The organism is Roseateles sp. P2_H4, from assembly GCF_056403315.1.
In genome coordinates, this window is record NZ_JBFUFR010000057.1 from 1 (window position 1) to 20082 (window position 20082).

The following is a 20082-nucleotide window of genomic DNA, read 5'->3' on the forward strand; positions in this document are numbered from 1 at the left end:
CCCAAAGACAAAACCCCTCGCAGCCTGAGCTGGAGGGGTTTTGAGGGGTAAATAGCCTGACGATGACCTACTTTCACACGGGAATCCGCACTATCATCGGCGCTGGCTCGTTTCACTGTCCTGTTCGGGATGGGAAGGAGTGGGACCAAGTCGCTATGGTCGTCAGGCTTGACTGGTTGGTTCGTTGACGGGAGTCAACAAACCCAATTCGTAGAGTCAGCAGAGGACTAGTTTCCTAGTTTGTCTGCACACARCAAGTAATCAATACTTGCTGCGGAATCAGCTTAATTTGATTGCGTCTTCGTAGCTTCGAAGAACGACATAACTTGAACACTCACCCTGAGACGTGCTGCGCACAGACTCTCAAAGTTATAGGGTCAAGCCTCACGGGCAATTAGTACTGGTTAGCTTAACGCATTACTGCGCTTCCACACCCAGCCTATCAACGTCCTGGTCTCGAACGACCCTTCAGGGGGCTCTAGGCCCCGGCAAGACTCATCTTGAGACGAGTTTCCCGCTTAGATGCTTTCAGCGGTTATCTCTTCCGCACTTAGCTACTCGGCAATGCCACTGGCGTGACAACCGATACACCAGAGGTGCGTCCACTCCGGTCCTCTCGTACTAGGAGCAGGCTCTCTCAATCTTGCAGCGCCCACGGAAGATAGGGACCAAACTGTCTCACGACGTTTTAAACCCAGCTCACGTACCTCTTTAAATGGCGAACAGCCATACCCTTGGGACCGGCTACAGCCCCAGGATGAGATGAGCCGACATCGAGGTGCCAAACACCGCCGTCGATATGAACTCTTGGGCGGTATCAGCCTGTTATCCCCAGAGTACCTTTTATCCGTTGAGCGATGGCCCTTCCATACAGAACCACCGGATCACTTTGTCCTACTTTCGTACCTGCTCGACTTGTCAGTCTCGCAGTCAAGCACGCTTATGCCAATGCACTATCGACACGATTTCCGACCGTATCTAGCGTACCTTCGAACTCCTCCGTTACACTTTGGGAGGAGACCGCCCCAGTCAAACTGCCCACCATACACTGTCCCCGACCCGGATAACGGGCCAAGGTTAGAACCTCAAACACACCAGGGTGGTATTTCAACGTTGGCTCCATAAGATCTAGCGACCTTACTTCAAAGCCTCCCACCTATCCTACACAGATCTGTTCAAAGTCCAATGTAAAGCTACAGTAAAGGTTCATGGGGTCTTTCCGTCTTTCCGCGGGGAGATTGCATCATCACAAACATTTCAACTTCGCTGAGTCTCTGGAGGAGACAGTGTGGCCATCATTACTCCATTCGTGCAGGTCGGAACTTACCCGACAAGGAATTTCGCTACCTTAGGACCGTTATAGTTACGGCCGCCGTTTACTGGGACTTCAGTCAAGAGCTTGCACCCCATCATTTAATCTTCCAGCACCGGGCAGGAGTCACACCCTATACGTCGACTTTCGTCTTTGCAGAGTGCTGTGTTTTTAATAAACAGTTGCAGCCACCGATTCTCTGCGGCCTCATTGGGCTCACCAAGTAAATGGATCACCTACTAAAGGCACACCTTCTTCCGAAGTTACGGTGTCAATTTGCCGAGTTCCTTCTCCAGAGTTCTCTCAAGCGCCTTAGAATACTCATCTCGCGCACCAGTGTCGGTTTGCGGTACGGTCGTCAATAGCTGAAGCTTAGTGGCTTTTCTTGGAAGCAGGGTATCACTCACTTCGTCTGCAAGCAGACTCGTTATCACGCCTCATCTAATCCCCCCGGATTTGCCTAAGGGGCACGACTACACGCTTGAACCAACATATCCAACAGTTGGCTGAGCTAACCTTCTCCGTCCCCACATCGCACTATTGATCGGTACAGGAATATTGACCTGTTTCCCATCAGCTACGCATCTCTGCCTCGCCTTAGGGGCCGACTCACCCTACGCCGATGAACGTTGCGTAGGAAACCTTGCGCTTTCGGCGAGGGGGCTTTTCACCCCCTTTAACGCTACTCATGTCAGCATTCGCACTTCTGATACCTCCAGCAGGCTTCACAACCCACCTTCACAGGCTTACAGAACGCTCTCCTACCACGTGCAATAAATTGCACATCCGCAGCTTCGGTAACTGGCTTAGCCCCGTTACATCTTCCGCGCAGGACGACTCGATCAGTGAGCTATTACGCTTTCTTTAAATGATGGCTGCTTCTAAGCCAACATCCTGACTGTTTTAGCCTTCCCACTTCGTTTCCCACTTAGCCAATTTTAGGGACCTTAGCTGGCGGTCTGGGTTGTTTCCCTCTTGAGTCCGGACGTTAGCACCCGGTGCTCTGTCTCCCAAGCTGTACTCATCGGTATTCGGAGTTTGCATAGGTTTGGTAAGTCGCCATGACCCCCTAGCCTAAACAGTGCTCTACCCCCGATGGTAATACTTGAGGCACTACCTAAATAGTTTTCGGAGAGAACCAGCTATTTCCAAGTTTGTTTAGCCTTTCACCCCTATCCACAGCTCATCCGCTAGTTTTGCAACACTAGTCGGTTCGGACCTCCAGCACCTGTTACGGTACCTTCATCCTGGCCATGGATAGATCACTTGGTTTCGGGTCTACACCCAGCGACTATTCGCCCTATTCGGACTCGATTTCTCTACGGCTTCCCTATTCGGTTAACCTCGCCACTGAATGTAAGTCGCTGACCCATTATACAAAAGGTACGCAGTCACCCTTGCGGGCTCCTACTTTTTGTATGCATGCGGTTTCAGGATCTATTTCACTCCCCTCCCGGGGTTCTTTTCGCCTTTCCCTCACGGTACTTGTTCACTATCGGTCGATTACGAGTATTTAGCCTTGGAGGATGGTCCCCCCATATTCAGACAGGATTTCACGTGTCCCGCCCTACTCTATTCGCGCCTAGTTCCACAATCTGCATTTCTCATACGGGGCTATCACCCGCTGTGGCCGGACTTTCCATTCCGTTCTGATATACAAACTGCTAAAACGCGAGGGCTACTCCGATTTCGCTCGCCACTACTTTCGGAATCTCGGTTGATGTCTTTTCCTCGAGCTACTGAGATGTTTCAGTTCACCCGGTTCGCCACAATGACCTATGTATTCAGTCAGAGTTACTCCTTGCGGAGTGGGTTTCCCCATTCGGAAATCTCCGGATCAAAGCTAATTTGCCAGCTCCCCGAAGCTTATCGCAGGCTATCACGTCCTTCGTCGCCTGTAATCGCCAAGGCATCCACCACATGCACTTAGTCACTTGACCCTATAACTTTGACAGCGCTGACTGCACTGTCGTCAAGGACTCAATTCAGATCCGCAGATCCAAACTGTTATTGAGTATTCACGCGTTACGCCGTTCTTCATACCTAATCAATTTCTTGCTTAGTTGAAGTCTATGTTTGACGCAATCAAAATCACTGTTAGCGGCACGGTGTACCAGAAGGTACTTTCCGCTAACAGCGCTGATTCGACTCTACAAATTGTTAAAGAACAACAGCCGATCTTTGCAGACCAGAGCTGGTAAACCTCAGCGAACATTGCTATTCGCTAAGGTTTACCAACTGAATGAGTGAAACTGGTGGAGGATGACGGGATCGAACCGACGACCCCCTGCTTGCAAAGCAGGTGCTCTCCCAGCTGAGCTAATCCCCCGGRTTCAAATCTATTCGATTTACCGTGGTGGGTCTGGCTGGATTCGAACCAGCGACCCCCGCCTTATCAAGACGGTGCTCTAACCGACTGAGCTACAGACCCACGCGAACCRTGCGCATGAACTCTGTTGTTGTCGTCAGCCTGTCGAGGCCAGCTCAACAGGCTCACGCAATTTCACTCACTGTTGTGTGACAGCCGATAAGTGTGGGCGCTTAAAGCAGAAGTGCTTGAGCTTTCGCTCTTTAGTGTGATCTTGCTCTGCCAATACCGAAGCATTGACGAGGCGCGATCTATCTAGAAAGGAGGTGATCCAGCCGCACCTTCCGATACGGCTACCTTGTTACGACTTCACCCCAGTCACGAACCCTGCCGTGGTAATCGCCCTCCTTGCGGTTAGGCTAACTACTTCTGGCAGAACCCGCTCCCATGGTGTGACGGGCGGTGTGTACAAGACCCGGGAACGTATTCACCGCGGCAAGCTGATCCGCGATTACTAGCGATTCCGACTTCACGCAGTCGAGTTGCAGACTACGATCCGGACTACGACCGGGTTTCTGGGATTAGCTCCCCCTCGCGGGTTGGCAGCCCTCTGTCCCGGCCATTGTATGACGTGTGTAGCCCTACCCATAAGGGCCATGATGACCTGACGTCATCCCCACCTTCCTCCGGTTTGTCACCGGCAGTCTCATTAGAGTGCCCTTTCGTAGCAACTAATGACAAGGGTTGCGCTCGTTGCGGGACTTAACCCAACATCTCACGACACGAGCTGACGACGGCCATGCAGCACCTGTGTTCTGGCTCTCTTTCGAGCACTCCCAAATCTCTTCAGGATTCCAGACATGTCAAGGGTAGGTAAGGTTTTTCGCGTTGCATCGAATTAAACCACATCATCCACCGCTTGTGCGGGTCCCCGTCAATTCCTTTGAGTTTCAACCTTGCGGCCGTACTCCCCAGGCGGTCAACTTCACGCGTTAGCTACGTTACTGAGAAGAAACCCTCCCAACAACCAGTTGACATCGTTTAGGGCGTGGACTACCAGGGTATCTAATCCTGTTTGCTCCCCACGCTTTCGTGCATGAGCGTCAGTACAGGTCCAGGGGATTGCCTTCGCCATCGGTGTTCCTCCGCATATCTACGCATTTCACTGCTACACGCGGAATTCCATCCCCCTCTACCGTACTCTAGCTATGCAGTCACAAATGCAGTTCCCAGGTTGAGCCCGGGGATTTCACATCTGTCTTGCATAACCGCCTGCGCACGCTTTACGCCCAGTAATTCCGATTAACGCTTGCACCCTACGTATTACCGCGGCTGCTGGCACGTAGTTAGCCGGTGCTTATTCTTCAGGTACCGTCATGAGGCATCTTTATTAGAAACGCCCTTTTCTTCCCTGACAAAAGCGGTTTACAACCCGAAGGCCTTCTTCCCGCACGCGGCATGGCTGGATCAGGCTTGCGCCCATTGTCCAAAATTCCCCACTGCTGCCTCCCGTAGGAGTCTGGGCCGTGTCTCAGTCCCAGTGTGGCTGGTCGTCCTCTCAGACCAGCTACAGATCGTTGGCTTGGTGGGCTTTTACCCCACCAACTACCTAATCTGATATCGGCCGCTCCAATCGCGCGAGGTCTTGCGATCCCCCGCTTTCACCCTCAGGTCGTATGCGGTATTAGCTGCTCTTTCGAGCAGTTATCCCCCACGACTGGGCACGTTCCGATATATTACTCACCCGTTCGCCACTCGTCAGCTTAACCTGTTACCGTTCGACTTGCATGTGTAAGGCATGCCGCCAGCGTTCAATCTGAGCCAGGATCAAACTCTACAGTTCGATCTTGAATTTACTCAACGGAATCGACTTAAACCATTTGCATGATTCAAATCTAATTTCCGTGAGCGTTTAAAGTCCGAAGGACCGTTGCAAGTCACCTTGCAACATCACTTCGCTTCAAACGCCCACGCTTATCGGCTGTGAATTCTTAAAGAACATCGCAATCAAACTTTCGTTTCAATCGCGGCGCTGACGTCGTTTAGTTGTCAGCAGCAAAGAAGCGAGATTCTAATCTGCTTTTTGCTTCGTCGTCAAGTATTTTTGAAAATTTCTTTTCTCAATACTCRGCAACTTGCTTTCCTTACTACCGCCGATTTGTTCGTTTCCGAAGCGCTTCGTCAGCAGCAAAGAGGCGAGATTTTGATCTGCTTTCGCAGTGTCGTCAAGTACTTTTGAAAATTATTTTCGAAGCACTCGGCGACTCTCAAGCTCGCCACCAGATCCAAACCGAAGCCCAGATCCAGCCCYTCTCCAACCACTCCACCGCTGCTGCCGTTCCCGACAAGCGCTGCGTTGTGATCAGCGAAGCCCACGACTGTAGCACAGGTTTTTCGGGCTTCGCAAGAACTCGCCCCAAGTTGATATCTTGATGCCCACCTGCGGCGACGTTTCGCCCCTGCATCTACTTATAGATATCGCGAGCGCACCGGCTTCATCGCCACCCAAGACTCCGGCATCGCCGCAGAGCAGTGCCTCCACCAATGCCCGCCCTACTCATGCACGGTCAATGCACGGCCGTCGCTCCTCGCGTGCCAATCAACTCCCTTTCGGCGGCAGCCTGCGGATCCTCGCTTTCGAGGATGTTCGGCAAGGCTGCGGCCAGACGCTGCGCGTCGGCGCGCAGGATGCGCTGCTTGACGGCAGGGATCTGCGAGGGATGCATGGAGAAGCTGCGCAGACCCATGGCCAGCAGGAGTTCGGTGAAAACGGGGTCTCCCGCCATCTCACCGCAGACGCTGACACCCTTGCCCGCCGCGCGCGCCTGCGCAATGGACTGGCTGATCAGTTGCAGCACCGCGGGGTGCCAGGGGTCGTAGAGGTGGGCCACCGCCTCGTCGGCGCGGTCGATGGCCAGCGTGTACTGGATCAGGTCGTTGGTGCCGATGGACACGAAATCCACGTGCCGCAACAGCAGCGGCAGCATGACGGCGGCCGCCGGGATCTCGATCATGACGCCGAGCTCGACGCGGGTGTAGGCGTGGCCGGCATCGGTGAGCTGCTGTTGCACCTTGCGCACCGTCTCCACGATCTGCCGAACTTCCGACAAATGGGCCACCATGGGGATCAGCAGCTTGACCTTGCCGAAGGCGCTCGCTCTATAGATGGCGCGCAGCTGCTGGCGGAACATGCTGGGCTCCGCCAGGCTCCAGCGGATGGCACGCAGGCCCATGGCCGGGTTGAGCACATGTTCGTGGCGCAGTTCGTTGACCGTCAGCCGGTCCAGAGGCTTGTCGGCGCCCACGTCGACGGTGCGAATCGTGACCGGCATGCCTTTCATTGCCAGCACCGCCGCTTTGTAGGCGGCGAACTGCTCGTCCTCGCTCGGCAGCTCACCTTCCCGGTTCATGAACAGGAATTCGCTGCGGAACAGTCCGACGCCGGTCGCGCCGGATTCGACGGCCGACTCGGCATCTGCAGGCATTTCGATATTGGCGTGCAGTTCGATGTGCTCGCCGTCCATCGTGACGGCGGGCGTGTGGCGCAGGCGGCCAAGACGGGCCCGCTCCAGTTCGCTCTGGCGCTGGCGGAAGCGGTACTCCTCCAGCACGATGGGCGAGGGGTTGACGATGACGGTACCGGCGTCGCCATCGATGATGACCCAGTCGTCCTGCATGATGAGGCGCGACGCTTCACGGGTGCCGACCACCGCCGGGATGTCCATGCTGCGCGCGACGATGRCGGTGTGCGAAGTCTTGCCGCCGATGTCGGTGATGAAGCCGCGGAAGACGCTGCGCTTGAACTGGATCATGTCGGCCGGCGCGATGTCGGCCGCTACCAGCAGCAAGGGGTCCTCCCCGCCGAAGTCGCGCGGCGTCACCGGTGTCGGCGTGTCGCCCTGCTCGTGGGCCAGCGCACGCAGTACGCGCTCCACCACCTGTTCCAGGTCGGCCTTGCGCTCGCGCAGATAGTCGTCCTCCATCTCGTCGAACTGGCGCGCCAGCACCTCGAGCTGGGCGGACAGCGCCCACTCGGCGTTGTAGTGGCGCTCGACAATCCATTGGCTGGCGCTGCCGGTCAGGGCCTCGTCGTGCAGCAGCATCAGGTGCACGTCCAGCAGCGCAGCGAGTTCGTGAGGCGCGTCGGCCGGCAGCTCGTCGCGCAACGTCTCGAGCTCCAGCACCACGGCGTCACGCGCACGCAGCAGGCGCGCGATCTCCGACTGGACTTCGTCGGGCGCCACGAAATAGTGGGCCACGTCGACACGGCTGGAAGCGATCAGCACCGCTCGACCGATCGCCACGCCGCGTGAGACCGCAATGCCGAACACCTGAAAACTCATCAGCATCCTCCGCAGATCAATCCCCAATGTAGCCGCAGCCGGGGCGCTCCCACGTCATGGTTTTTTCATAGGGGCTTCACCGCAGCGTCAAACCGCCAGCCCAGCATGTCGGGCATGAACCGCAGTCTGATCGTCACCCATGCGCTGCCGCATGCCCCTGCCCTGCAACGCCCGCAGCGCGCCCCCTCCACCCGCCTCAGCGTGAGCTGGGCCCAGAGCGAAGCCGAAGTGCGCGAAGCCCAGGCGCTGCGCTACCAGGTCTTCGCTGTCGAGATGGGTGCCCGCCTGCCCAGCCCGAAGGGCGCGCCGGTGGGCCTGGACATCGATCTCTTCGATGCCCATTGCGAGCATGTGCTGGTGCGCGCGGAGGGTGAAGACGGCGAGCCGGGCCTCGTCGTGGGCACCTACCGCGTGCTGACCCCGGCGGCCGCCAAACGCGCCGGCGGCTTCTACAGCGACACCGAGTTCGACCTGACCCGGCTGCGCGGCCTGCGCTCCCGCGTGGCGGAGATCGGCCGCTCCTGCGTGCATGCCGACCACCGCGGCGGCGGCGCCATCATTGCCCTCTGGGGCGCGCTGGCCGAATTCATGGCCCGCAATGGCCTGGACACCGTCATCGGCTGCGCCAGCGTCAGCATGCGCGACGGTGGCCACTTCGCAGCCAGCCTGTGGAAGCAGATCGCCGCCGACCACCTCGCGCCCATCGACTGCCAGGTGCGCCCGCGCCTGCCCTTGCCCATCCAGCATCTGCGCCAGGACCTCGTCGTCGAGCCGCCGGCCCTGATCCGAGGCTATCTGCGCTGCGGCGCCAAGCTGATGGGCGAACCTGCCTGGGACCCCGACTTCAACACCGCCGACCTGCCGCTGCTGCTGCGCACGGCCGACCTGCCCGCACGCTTCAAACGCATCCTCGGTTGATCACTGACCTTCGCCGAACTTGTCGTTGACGAGGGCGGTGATCTGGTCCTGGGCCGCCTGCTCGTCCTCACCATCGGTCTCCAGTTCGACCGTGGCGCCGATACCGGCGGCCAGCATCATGACGCCCATGATGCTCTTGGCATTCACGCGGCGCCCGTTGCGGCTCATATAGACCTCGCACTTGAAGCTGCCGGCCATTTTGGTCAGCTTGGCCGAAGCGCGTGCGTGGAGACCCAGCTTGTTGCTGATGGTGAGGGTGGACTTGATCATTCGTCGGGGGGCAAGGGAGGCATGGCGACGATGCCGCTGACCGCGCCCTGCATGGCGCGCCGTGCCAGCTCGGTCAAAGGCTTCTGGCTGGCATAACAGAGAGTGCGCCAAAGCATGGGCACGCTGACACCGCTCAGCACCTGCACCTGCTCTCCCGCCAAACGCTGGGCGCCGTTGCTGGGCGTGGCGCCGAACACGTCGGTCAGCACCAGCCACTCGGGCTGGCCGGCCTCGGCCATCAACGCGCGGGCAGCCATCTCGACGTCATCCGCGCACATGCCGGCATCGACGTCCAGCACGGCCAGTGTGGGCGCGCAGTCGGGAAAGGTGTGCTCGGCCACCTGCCGCAGCGCGGAGGCCAGCGGTGCGTGGGCGATCACAAGCAAGTTGGGCATGGGGCGGGATGTTAGCGGGCGGTCTCGATGGCCAAGCCGGCGCGAAAGCTTTCCCATGCGGCCGCATCGTCCTGCGGCAGCGTCATCAGCGCCTGATAGACGCGGCCGCCATGGGCGAACACCGCCACGCGCGTGACGCCAGCCGCGCCCGCCAAGCGGTACTCCACAGCCTCCGGCATCGGCGTCATGCCCGGCACCTGCAGCGCCTGGCCCGGCGGCAGCGGCTGGCCGAGCTTGCCGGCCAGGGCCTGGGGCATGGCCTTCAGGGCCGGGCCGGCCTGGGTCGGGTCGGGTGCGTCGGCCCAGGACAGCGCGAAGCGCCCACCGCCGGCTTCGCATTGAGCCAGGCCCATCGCACCCTGGCCGGCCCTGGCGGGGCGCTGGTCGACGTCGGGCTTGCAGGGGAAGAGCGCCACGGCGCCGGAGCCGGCCGGCCTGGCTTCGCGCCAGTTCAGCGCCGGCTGGCAAGCCGCGAGCAAGCTCAGCATTAGGGCAAATCCGGCGGTCGGGCGGCAAGGCATGCGCGAATTATCGACAGCGGCCCGAGGACAATTCCGCAATGCAAGAAATGCCCTCTCCCCAAGCCCTGGCAGGCGTGCGCGTGCTGGATCTGTCCCGCGTGCTGGCCGGCCCCTGGTGCACCCAGACGCTGGCCGACCTCGGCGCCGACGTCATCAAGATCGAACGGCCCGGTTCCGGCGACGACACCCGCGCCTGGGGCCCGCCTTACCTGAAGGACGCCGAAGGCCGGGACACCACGGAAGCCGCCTATTTCCTCGGCGCCAACCGCAACAAGCGCTCACTGGCCGTCGATCTGGCCACCCCCGAGGGCCAGGCCATCGTGCGAAAGCTGGCGGCGCAAGTCGACGTGCTCGTCGAAAACTTCAAGGTCGGCGACCTGGCCCGCTATGGCCTGGACGCGCAAAGCCTGCTGGCAGAGCACCCCGGTCTCGTCATCTGCTCCATCACCGGCTTCGGCCAGACGGGCCCCTACGCCGAGCGCGCCGGCTATGACTATGCCGTGCAGGGCATGGGCGGGCTGATGAGCGTGACCGGCGAGCGAGACGACCTGCCCGGCGGCGGTCCGCAGAAGGTGGGCGTTGCCGTGTCCGATCTCTTCACCGGCATGTATGCCACCGTCGCCATCCTGGCCGCACTGCGCCACCGTGACGCCACCGGTCAGGGCCAGCTCATCGACATGGCCCTGCTGGACACCCAGCTCGCCATGCTGGCCAACCTGGGCAGCAACTACCTCTGCAGCGGCCAGGCGCCGGGCCGCATGGGCAATGCCCACCAGAACATCGTGCCCTACCAGGTCTTCGAGGCCAGCGACRGCCACCTGATCCTGGCCGTCGGCAACGACCGCCAGTTCGCCAAGTTCTGCGACATCGCCGGCCGGCCGGACTGGGCCACCGACCCGCGCTTCGCGACCAACTCGGAACGCGTGCGCAACCGCGCCATCCTCGTGCCCCAGTTGGAAGACGCCGTCCGCCAGCGCCCCCGCAACGACTGGCTGGCCGCGCTGGAGGCCGCCAAGGTGCCCTGCGGCTCGATCAACTCTATTGGTGAGGCGCTGGCCGACCCGCAGGCGCAAGCTCGGGGTGCCGTGGTTCCCATGCCCCACCCCCTGACGCCCGATCTGAGGCTCATCGCCAGCCCGATGAAGCTGTCGGCGACGCCGATCAGCTACCGCCATGCACCGCCGCTGTTGGGCCAGCACAGCGACGAGTTGTTGCGAGAAGCGGGCTGTACTGTGGAAGAAATCACAAACTGGCGTAACAGCGGTGTCATTGCGTGAGGGCTAACCCACCCCTGAACCAAGGGTTTCCCCCTGCGTGGGGGATGGAGGTAGCGCTCTCCTGTCCTCAGCATGCGCTCACGCACCGAGGTGGGCCAACCACCTAGAACCATCCGCCTCGGGTCCGCAGCCACCGGGTCATGTCCACGCCACCTTCTTCAGCGCCAGCGAGTGCCGCCAACGATGTCATGCCTGAGCCTTCACCGGTCCAGTGGGCGGACATCGTCCAGCAACTCGGTGCCGAGATCGCCGGACCGCTGAGCGCGGCGCTGGAGCAGATCCAGAACCTCGCCACCACCGGCCAGATCGACCGCCGCGGCCTGCGCCTGTTGAAGCGCAGCGTGGACGACGCCCGCACGGCCGGCATGCTCGGCCAGCAGCTGTCCCGCCTCGCCTCCGGCCGCCTGCGCCTGAACCGCGAGCGCCAGCACCTCACCCAGATGCTGCGCAGCGTGCTCGCCCAGCGCAGCCGCGAGACGCAGGCCCGCGGCGTGCAGGTGCGCCAATCACTCAAGCCCGTCGAGATCTGGGCCGACGGCGCGCTGCTCTTCGGCCTGCTGAATGCGCTGATGGACTGGGCGCTGGCCAATACGCACTCCTCCGTCGACCTGCGACTGGATCTGACGCCCTGGCCGGTCAAGGCGCGCCTGAGCTGCCGCTTCGCCCACCGCTCGCTGGAATTGCTCAGCGACGACGCCGACCCGCATGCCCCCACGCCGGGGCTGGATTCCCTGGCCTGGCGCCTGCTGGAGCAGACGGCCATCACGCTGGGCGTGCTGCCGCTGCGCGAGCAGGAGGCTGGCATCACGCTGCTGACGCTGGAGTTCAATCAGTTGGCGCCCGAGGAAGCGCCGCCGCCCGACAGCACCCATGCGCGSCTCGARGCCGAGGYCGAGCGCMTGGGCGGCAAYTCGCGSCCGCTGGCAGGCTGCCAGCTGCTGATCGTGTCGGCCCACCGCGACATGCGCACCGAGGCCCAGGCCGCCGTGCGACATATGGGCATGCTGGTGGACGTCGTCGGCAGCGTGGCCGAGGCCGAGCAGTTCTGCCGCGAAGGCCTGCCCCACGCCATGCTGTTCGACGCGGCGCAGATGAGTGAGCCCCTGCTGCAGCTCATCGCCGGCGTCATGCGCGACGCGCCGGACTTTGCCTTCGTCGAGATGTTCGACGGCGAACACCGCACCCAGCTGTCCACGGCCACCGGCGACGGCGTGGCCCGCATCTCGCGCCGCCACCTGCCCGACGCCCTGCCGTCGCTGCTGATGTTCGAGCTGGCCAAGAGGGTTTAGCGGCTTCTCTAGAATCCGTTCATGTTGTCCCGCCGCGCCCTTGCCTCCGCCCTGATTTGCGCTGCCGCGCTGGCGGGCTGTGCCCGCGAACAGGCGCCTGCCGTCGACTATGTGCTGCTGGATGGCCAGAAGGCCAGCTCGCGGGACTGGAAAGGCAAGGTCATGCTGGTGAACTTCTGGGCTACCAGCTGCGCGACCTGCGTGAAGGAAATGCCGCAGATCGTCGCCACCCACGACAAGTTCAAGGCCCGCGGCCTGGACACCGTGGCCGTGGCCATGAGCTACGACCCGCCGGCCTTCGTCGCCAAGTACGCCGAGACGCGCAAGCTGCCCTTTGGCGTCGCCATCGACAACACCGGCAGCGTCGCCCAGGCCTTCGGCTCGGTGCAGATGACGCCGACGACCTTCCTCATCAACAAGCGCGGCGAGATCGTCAAGCGCTTTGTCGGCGAACCCGACTTCGCCGCGCTGCATGGGCTCATCGAGCAGCTGTTGGCCGAGGCTTAAAGCCCGTCGACGAAGGCGGCCATGCGCGCCGCGATGAATTCCACCTCCTCTTCCAGYGCGAAGTGCCCCGTGTCGAGCAGATGCAGTTCGGCCTCGGGCAGGTCACGCAGATAGGCCTCGGCGCCCGCCGCAGGGAAAAAGGCGTCGTTGCGCCCCCAGACGACCAGCGCAGGCGGCTGATGCTCACGCAGCCAGGCCTGCCACGCCGGGTAGCGCTCCACATTGCGGTGGTAGTCCAGCGCCAGGTCGACCTGGATGGCCTTGCGGCCCGGCAGGTCCAGAAAATATTGATCCAGCAGCCAGCCTTCGGGGGCGATACGCGCCGGCTCACGGGTGCCGCCCTCGTACTGCATGCGCGTGACGTCGGCGGTCAAGATGCCCATGACGGCCTCCACCGCCCCCGGCCGGCCGGGTTGCAGCGCCACCATGTCGCGGGCCATCGCGCTCAGTCCCTCCTCGTAGGCATTGCCGTTCTGGATCACCAGGCCGGCGATCCATTCGGGGTGGCGCTCGGCCAGGCGCAGGCCGATGGGCGCGCCGAAGTCGAACAGATAGGCGACGAAGCGGTCCAGGCCCAGCGCCTCGCAGAAGCCCTCGACGACATCGGCCAAGCGGTCGAAGCTGTAGCCGAATTCGGCAGCCGGCGGCGCATCGCTGAGGCCAAAGCCCGGATAGTCCGGCGCGACGAGGTGGTAGCGGTCGGCCAAGGCCTCCATCAGCTTCACGTATTGGCGCGACGACGACGGGAAACCGTGCAGCAGCAACAGTGTCGGCGCGTCCGCCGGGCCGGCCTCGCGGTAGAACAGATTCAGGCCATTGACTTGGATGCTGCGATGGAAGATGGGGCGGTTCATGACGATCTCCTCAGGGAATGCTCCCAGTGTGCGACCCGCGCGGACTCCCCGGTAGCCGCGCTATCCTGCAAGCACCTTGCACTTTGAGTGGAAGATTGCCATCAACTCCCTCGCCGACGTCAACCTCAACCGCCTGGCCGTCTTCGTCGCCGTCGTCGAGGCCGGCTCGCTGAGTGCCGCCGCGCGTCGGCTCGGCATCGCCACCACCATGGTCAGCGCCCACATGCAGCGCCTGGAGCGCGAGGTCGGCGCCAGCCTGCTGCTGCGCACGACGCGGTCCCTGCGCCTGACCGAGGCGGGCGAAGGCTTCTTCGACGCAGCGCGCCAGATCGTCGCCGACGCCGAGCAGGCCATTGCCGCGGCTGCCGGCGACACGGCCGAGCCGCGCGGCCGGCTGCGCGTGACGGCGCCGGTCGACTACGCTGAGCGCGTGCTGGCGCCGATCGCCGTCGCGCTGTCGCACCGACACCCGCAATTGCAGATCGACGTACTCGCCGTCGACCGGCCGCTGGATCTCGTCGCTGAGCAGATCGACGTGGCCATCCGCATCGGCCAGCTCGCCGACTCGGAGTTGCGCGCCAGCCGCATCGGCAGCTTCAGCCAGCAGGTCGTCGCCAGCCCCTCCCTGCTGGAAGACCGCAGCCCGCCTGCCGAGCCGACCGATCTCGCCGCCCTGCCCTTTTTGGCACTGTCGGTGCTGGCGCAGCCGCTGCTGTGGCGCTTCAGCGCCGCAGGCCAGGCCGACCAGCAGCCGCACTTGCAGGCCCGGCTTTCCTTCAACACCGCATCGGCGCTGCGCAGCGCCGCCTTGGCGGGCGGCGGCTTCACGATGCTGCCGGACTATCTGGTTGCCGACGACCTCACCGCCGGCCGCCTCGTGCGCCTGCTGCCGGGCTGGCAGCTGCCAGAAGGCGGCGTCCACGCCCTCTACCCGGCCGCGCGCCAGCCGCCACGCAAGACGCGGGTGCTCATCGAGGCCCTGCGCGCGCAGGCCGGTGCATCCTGACGTTATGGCCGCCCCACAAGCTCTCATGCCCACGGGAGCGCTACTGGACTGACACTGCGCCGATGCAAAAGACGCTTGGCGCCCTCGCCCTCTCGCTGCTGCTCGCGGCCTGCGCCCATCAACCGCCGCTGCCACCTGAACCGCCACGCATCGAGCCCACCGCCGCCCAGCTGGCGAGCGCGAGCAAGGCCGGGCTGAGTGCCACCGAGCTGGCTGGCCTGCTCAACAAGCCCCTGTACAAGATGCAGCCGGCCGAGGTCGGCCGCTTCCTGGCCTGGCAGCAGCTGGACCAGCCGAACCTGCGCCAACGCATCGCGGCGCTGGCGCGCAAGAACATCGGCCAGCCCTACGAGCTCTTCCTGCTGGGCGAGTTCCCCTACGAGACCTACGACGCCCAGCCGCTGTTCGACCTGAGCAAGAGCGACTGCGTCGTGTTCGCCGAGCACACCTATGCGATGGCGCTGAGCGCGTCGTGGGAGGAGTTCTTCTGGATGCTGCAGCGCATCCGCTACCGCGACGGCGTCATCGGCACGGTCACGCGCAACCACTACACCGAGGCGGACTGGAATATCGCCAACCGCTGGCTGGTGACCGACGTCACCGCCACGCTGGGTGCGCCGACCCAGGCCTATCGCCAGCGCATCGACCGCCAGGCCTTCCTGCTCAAGCAGTTCAAGATCCAGCGCGACATCCCGGTCCAGGACTTCGACGACGTCTATGTCGCCAAGCAGGACGTCGCGGCCATCGAAGCGCAACTGCAGGACGGCGACTTCGTCAACATCATCTCCAGCCGCGGCGGCGAATCCTGGGCCTCGCATGTCGGCCTCATCGTCACCGGAGCGGACGGTTCACGCCACTTGCTGCACTCGGCCGAACCCCAGGTGCGCGAGGAGACGCTGCAAGGCTTCATCGCCCGCATGGCCGAGCGCGACGCGCGCCAGGCCGGGCAAAACAAGCCGCAACTGTCCGGCTTCAAGTTCCTGCGCCTGAACGACACGCCTGAGCCGCCGCCGATGGCGCCGCAGCCCCGGCCCAGGCGGTCCTGATCAGGCAGCGCTGGAGCTGACCGTCGGATTGAGCGCCGCGTGGGCCTGCTCGTCGGCGTGGTAGCTCGAACGCACCATGGCGCCGACGGCGGCGTGCGTGAAGCCGAGCTCGTAGGCTTCCTTCTCGAACTGCTTGAAGCTGTCCGGCGTCACATAGCGGCGCACCGGCAGGTGGTGGCCCGACGGCGCCAGGTACTGGCCGATGGTGATCATGTCGATGTTGTGCGCGCGCATGTCGCGCATGACCTGGCGGATCTCGTCGTCGGTCTCGCCCAGGCCGACCATGATGCCGCTCTTGGTCGGCACGCCCGGCACTTCTTCCTTGAAGCGCTTCAACAGGTTGAGGCTGAACTCGTAGTCGGAGCCCGGGCGCGCTTCCTTGTACAGGCGCGGCGCGGTCTCGAGGTTGTGGTTCATCACGTCCGGCGGCGCGGCCTTCAGGATGTTGAGCGCGCGGTCGGCACGGCCACGGAAGTCCGGCACCAGCACTTCGATCTGCGTCGCGGGGCTGAGCTCGCGGACCTTGGTGATGCACTCGGCGAAATGGCCCGCACCGCCGTCCTTCAGGTCGTCGCGGTCGACGCTGGTGATGACGACGTACTTGAGCTTGAGCGCGGCAATCGTCTTGGCCAGGTTCAGCGGCTCGTCGACATCCAGCGGGTCGGGCCGGCCATGGCCGACGTCGCAGAAGGGGCAGCGGCGGGTGCACTTGTCACCCATGATCATGAAGGTGGCCGTGCCCTTGCCGAAGCATTCGCCGATGTTGGGGCAGGAAGCCTCTTCGCAGACCGTGTGCAGCTTGTGCTCGCGCAGGATCTGCTTGATCTCGTAGAAGCGGGTCGTCGGCGAACCGGCCTTGACGCGGATCCAGTCCGGCTTCTTCAGCACCTCGGCCGGCACGATCTTGATCGGGATGCGGGAGGTCTTGGCCTCGGCCTTTTGCTTGATCGTCGGGTCGTAAGTGGTGGTGTCGGACATGGTCAGGACGTCGGGACTTCGAATTGGGCCGAGAGTCGCTCGGCAAGCCGGCCGGCCGCGGTCGGCCAGTCGGTGAAAACCCCGAGTTTATCGAGAGACGTGGTTTCCAGCCCTTCGTATCCGCACGGGTTGATGCGCAGGAAGGGTTCCAGGTCCATCGCCACGTTCAACGCGAGGCCGTGATAGGTGCAATGGCGGCTGACCTTGATGCCCAGCGCGGCCACCTTGGCCAGGCCCCGGAACGCATTCTCAGGGTCGGCCGGACCGGCCAGCGCGGCATGGCTGCCGGGGTCGCCGGGGCGCACATAGATGCCGGGCGCGCCGCCGACGCGCAGGCCGGTCACGCCATAGCCGTCCAGCGTCTGGATGATCGCCGTCTCCAGGCGGAAGACGTATTCCTTGACGAAGATGCCCTGGCGCCGCAGGTCGATCAGCGGGTAGGCGGTGATCTGGCCAGGGCCGTGATAGGTCACCTGGCCGCCGCGCTCGGTGGCGACGACGGGGATGTCGCCCGGCAGCAGCAGGTGCTCAGGCTTGCCAGCGAGGCCTTGCGTGAAAGTGGGCGGGTGCTCACACAGCCAGAGCTCGTCCGGCGTGTCGGCATCTCGCGCTGCCGTGAAGGCGCGCATGGCCTCCAGCGTGGGCAGGTAATCGACCCGCCCGAGGGTCTTGACGATCATGCGGGCATCATAGGCAGCCGCTGTAAGCCTTCGCTTTGCCTGGACGACTCGACCCGATGAAGATGCCACTGATCGCCGCCCTGCTGCTCGCCGCCTCGCTGACCCAGGCCGCCCCCCTGTCCGACGCGCTGACCGCCTACGACGAGGGCGACATGAAGGCCGCCGCCAAGGGCTTTGCCGCATCCGCCCGGCGCGGCGAGGCGCTGGGCCAGTTCAACCTCGCGATGATGAATCTGCGCAAGGAGCTGCCGGGCGCCAGTGACGCCAAGGCCTGGCAGCTGCTGCAGCGCGCGGCGGCCCAGAAGCTGGCGCCGGCCGAGAACGCCCTGGGCGAGATGATCGAGCAGGGCCGCCGCGGCCGGCCCGACCCGAAGGCGGCCTGCGGCTGGTTCGAGCAGGCGGCTGAACATGGCAGCGGCGACGGCGCACTGGCCACCGCCACCTGCTACTTCCTGGGCCGCGGCCGCGCCCAGGACATGGCGCAGGCGCACCGCTGGTATCTGGAAGCCGCCAAGGCCGGCGACGTCGGCGCGCAATACATCGTCGCGTCGATGTTCGAGACGGGGTCGGGCGTCGAGGCCGACGGCAGGCTGGCGCGCTACTGGTACGACGTGGCGGCCAGGAACGGCGACGACGCGGCCAAGGCCAAGCTCAAGGCGATGCGGGACGCCGAGGCGGCCAGTTGATCAGAGCACGACCTTGACCATGGGATGCGTGGTCAGGGTGCGGTAGATCTCGTCGAGTTGCTCGCGGCTGGTGGCCGTGATGGTGATCGTCAGGCCCAGGTAGTTGCCGCCCTTGCTCGGGCGCTGCTCGATGGTGGCCGCATCGAAGGCCGGATCGAACTGGCGGGCGACGTGGGCGATGGCTTCGACGAAGCCCTCGACATGGGCGCCCATGACCTTGATCGGGAACTGCGAGGGGTACTCGATCAGCGACTGCTCGGGCGGGATGTCGGGTGGCAGATTCATGGCAACGTCTCTTCAGTTATTCCAAGGCATTCCGGGCCGAGCGCTGGGCCGCTCCCGAGCCGGCCCGCTTGGGCGATGTGCTTGCAGCTCGACGCCGCAAGCATCGCCGTCCCCCAGGGGGCTGAGGCCGGACTCAAGACGCCCAGTGGGCGTCTTGTGCCTGCCGAAGAGCTGCGGCAATGCCGCAGCGCGGTCTGCAAGACCGACCAGGTGCGCGCGCGTTCAGCGCTGCGCGACTGGGCGAGGGGCTCGTTCATTTGATCCAAAGACGCAACGAATCCCAGGCGCGGCCGAACAGGCCGGCGCCGGGCACGGCTTCCTGCACGATCAGCGGCACTTCGGCCACCGGCGCGCCTGCTGTCGTCGTCACGCGCAGGGTGCCGACGCGCTGGCCCTTGTTGAGCGGCGCGACCAGCGGTTCGGTGCGCTCGACCTGGGTCTGCAGCTTGGCGGCATCGCCGTGCGGCACGGCGACGAAGATGGCGTCGGCGGCACCGAGCCTGGCCTCCTTGGCCTCGCCCTTCCAGACCGGCACGGTGGCGATCGCCTTGCCGGCATCGAAGATCTTGACCGCATCAAAGGCCGTGTAGCCCCAGTTCAGCAGCTTCTGGCTCTCGCTGGCGCGGGCTTCCTTGGACGACGTACCCATGACGACGCTCAGCAGGCGGCGCTTGCCGTTGGGGAAGTCGCGGTTGGCGCTGGACACCAGGCAATAGCCCGCCGCCTCGGTGTAGCCGGTCTTCATGCCGTCCACCGTCGGGTCGCGGCGCAGCAGCAGGTTGCGGTTGTCCTGGCGGATCTTGTTGTAGGTGTAGTCGCGCTGCGAGTAGTAGGCGTAGTACTCGGGGTAGTCCGTGATGATGTGGGCGGCGATGACGGCGATATCGCGCGCGCTGCTGCGATGGCCGGGCTCGGTCATGCCGGTCACGTTCTTGAACTCGGTGTTCTTCAGGCCCCAGGCCTGGACCTGGCGGTTCATCAGCTGCACGAAGTTCTCGACCGAACCGGCCGCGCCCTCAGCCAGCGCCACGGCGGCGTCGTTGCCGCTCTGGATGACGAGGCCGCGCAGCAGCTCGTCGACCTTGGGCGTCATCGTCGTGTCGATGAACATCAGCGAGGGGTCGCCCTTGCGCTCGTCCCAGGCGCGCTTGGACACCGGCAGGGTCTGCTCCAGYGTCAGCTTCTTTTCCTTCAAGGCACCGAAGACGACATAGGCCGTCATCAGCTTGGTCAGCGAGGCCGGGTCCTGGGACGTGTCGGCATCGCGCTCGGCCAGGGTCTTGTGCGTCGTCAGGTCCATCAGCACATAGTTGCGCGCCGCGAGTTCGGGCGGCTGGGGGGCCTGGGCCTGGACCGTCAGGGCGAGCGTGGCGAGGAAAGCAGCAAGCAGTCTTTTCATGGATCTGT

General features: G+C 63.3%; 16 protein-coding genes, 2 tRNA genes and 3 rRNA genes. 7 read left to right on the forward strand and 14 right to left on the reverse strand.

Annotation, left to right across the window (positions count from 1 at the left end):
• Positions 1–54: 54 nt before the first annotated feature.
• From rrf to ptsP, 6 genes are all read right to left on the reverse strand, one after another.
• Positions 55–167: ribosomal RNA gene (rrf, locus tag AC1DW3_RS28020) — 5S ribosomal RNA — on the reverse strand.
• A 206-nt stretch (positions 168–373) separates the two neighbouring features.
• Positions 374–3252, reverse strand: a 23S ribosomal RNA gene (locus AC1DW3_RS28025).
• A 313-nt stretch (positions 3253–3565) separates the two neighbouring features.
• Positions 3566–3641 (reverse strand) — tRNA-Ala (locus tag AC1DW3_RS28030).
• 25 nt (positions 3642–3666) lie between these two features.
• Positions 3667–3743 (reverse strand) — tRNA-Ile (locus tag AC1DW3_RS28035).
• A 196-nt stretch (positions 3744–3939) separates the two neighbouring features.
• Positions 3940–5463, reverse strand: a 16S ribosomal RNA gene (locus AC1DW3_RS28040).
• Together the 16S, 23S and 5S rRNA genes with 2 tRNA genes alongside form the textbook arrangement of a ribosomal RNA operon.
• 724 nt (positions 5464–6187) lie before the next feature.
• Positions 6188–7963, reverse strand: a complete 1776-nt coding sequence (gene ptsP, locus AC1DW3_RS28045; protein ID WP_477937111.1) for a phosphoenolpyruvate--protein phosphotransferase — start codon at positions 7961–7963, stop codon at positions 6188–6190.
• Between the two features lie 114 nt (positions 7964–8077).
• On the opposite strand from ptsP, the gene AC1DW3_RS28050 reads away from it, so the two are divergent.
• A complete protein-coding gene (locus AC1DW3_RS28050; RefSeq protein ID WP_477937113.1) occupies positions 8078–8881 on the forward strand; it encodes a GNAT family N-acetyltransferase in 804 nt (267 codons plus the stop codon).
• On the opposite strand, the gene AC1DW3_RS28055 is transcribed toward AC1DW3_RS28050, so the two are convergent.
• From AC1DW3_RS28055 to AC1DW3_RS28065, 3 genes are read right to left on the reverse strand one after another with little or no spacing between them, the layout of a single operon-like run.
• The gene (locus AC1DW3_RS28055; protein ID WP_477937115.1) at positions 8882–9151 is read right to left on the reverse strand and encodes an HPr family phosphocarrier protein; all 270 of its coding nucleotides are present in this window, start codon (positions 9149–9151) and stop codon (positions 8882–8884) included. It abuts the gene before it with no gap.
• The gene (locus AC1DW3_RS28060; protein ID WP_477937117.1) at positions 9148–9546 is read right to left on the reverse strand and encodes a PTS sugar transporter subunit IIA; all 399 of its coding nucleotides are present in this window, start codon (positions 9544–9546) and stop codon (positions 9148–9150) included. Before AC1DW3_RS28060 ends, AC1DW3_RS28055 begins: the two co-directional genes overlap by 4 nt.
• A gap of 11 nt (positions 9547–9557) precedes the next feature.
• Positions 9558–10034, reverse strand: a complete 477-nt coding sequence (locus AC1DW3_RS28065; protein ID WP_477937119.1) for a hypothetical protein — start codon at positions 10032–10034, stop codon at positions 9558–9560.
• Between the two features lie 71 nt (positions 10035–10105).
• Between AC1DW3_RS28065 and AC1DW3_RS28070 the strand changes: the two genes are divergently transcribed.
• The 3 genes from AC1DW3_RS28070 (at position 10106) to AC1DW3_RS28080 (ending at position 13140) form a co-directional block, all read left to right on the forward strand.
• Positions 10106–11344 carry a CaiB/BaiF CoA transferase family protein gene (locus AC1DW3_RS28070; RefSeq protein WP_477937121.1) on the forward strand — a complete coding sequence of 413 codons (1239 nt, stop codon included), beginning with the start codon at positions 10106–10108 and terminating at the stop codon, positions 11342–11344.
• 188 nt (positions 11345–11532) lie between these two features.
• The gene (locus tag AC1DW3_RS28075; protein WP_477937123.1) at positions 11533–12633 is read left to right on the forward strand and encodes an ATP-binding protein; all 1101 of its coding nucleotides are present in this window, start codon (positions 11533–11535) and stop codon (positions 12631–12633) included.
• Between the two features lie 21 nt (positions 12634–12654).
• Entirely contained in the window at positions 12655–13140 is a 486-nt protein-coding gene (locus tag AC1DW3_RS28080) for a TlpA family protein disulfide reductase (RefSeq protein WP_477937125.1), read from the forward strand.
• Here the strand turns inward: AC1DW3_RS28080 and AC1DW3_RS28085 are convergent.
• Entirely contained in the window at positions 13137–13994 is an 858-nt protein-coding gene (locus AC1DW3_RS28085; protein WP_477937127.1) for an alpha/beta fold hydrolase, read from the reverse strand. The genes AC1DW3_RS28080 and AC1DW3_RS28085 overlap by 4 nt on opposite strands.
• Positions 13995–14094: 100 nt before the next feature.
• Between AC1DW3_RS28085 and AC1DW3_RS28090 the strand changes: the two genes are divergently transcribed.
• A complete protein-coding gene (locus AC1DW3_RS28090; RefSeq protein WP_477937171.1) occupies positions 14095–15000 on the forward strand; it encodes a LysR family transcriptional regulator in 906 nt (301 codons plus the stop codon).
• Positions 15001–15062: 62 nt separating this feature from the next.
• Positions 15063–16046: an N-acetylmuramoyl-L-alanine amidase-like domain-containing protein gene (locus tag AC1DW3_RS28095; protein ID WP_477937129.1), complete on the forward strand. Its 984-nt coding sequence runs from the start codon at positions 15063–15065 to the stop codon at positions 16044–16046.
• Here AC1DW3_RS28095 and lipA read toward each other — a convergent pair whose 3' ends face one another.
• Entirely contained in the window at positions 16047–17024 is a 978-nt protein-coding gene (lipA, locus tag AC1DW3_RS28100) for a lipoyl synthase (protein WP_477937131.1), read from the reverse strand.
• Positions 17025–17026: 2 nt separating this feature from the next.
• Positions 17027–17704 (reverse strand): lipoyl(octanoyl) transferase LipB, encoded by a 678-nt coding sequence (gene lipB, locus AC1DW3_RS28105; protein ID WP_477937133.1) that lies wholly within the window; start codon positions 17702–17704, stop codon positions 17027–17029.
• A 56-nt stretch (positions 17705–17760) separates the two neighbouring features.
• Between lipB and AC1DW3_RS28110 the strand changes: the two genes are divergently transcribed.
• Positions 17761–18390: a tetratricopeptide repeat protein gene (locus AC1DW3_RS28110; protein WP_477937135.1), complete on the forward strand. Its 630-nt coding sequence runs from the start codon at positions 17761–17763 to the stop codon at positions 18388–18390.
• Here AC1DW3_RS28110 and AC1DW3_RS28115 read toward each other — a convergent pair whose 3' ends face one another.
• Together AC1DW3_RS28115 and AC1DW3_RS28120 are read right to left on the reverse strand one after the other, a co-directional pair.
• Positions 18391–18675 (reverse strand): DUF493 family protein, encoded by a 285-nt coding sequence (locus tag AC1DW3_RS28115; RefSeq protein WP_056194323.1) that lies wholly within the window; start codon positions 18673–18675, stop codon positions 18391–18393.
• A gap of 253 nt (positions 18676–18928) precedes the next feature.
• The gene (locus AC1DW3_RS28120; protein ID WP_477937137.1) at positions 18929–20074 is read right to left on the reverse strand and encodes a D-alanyl-D-alanine carboxypeptidase family protein; all 1146 of its coding nucleotides are present in this window, start codon (positions 20072–20074) and stop codon (positions 18929–18931) included.
• Between the last annotated feature and the right edge of the window lie 8 nt (positions 20075–20082).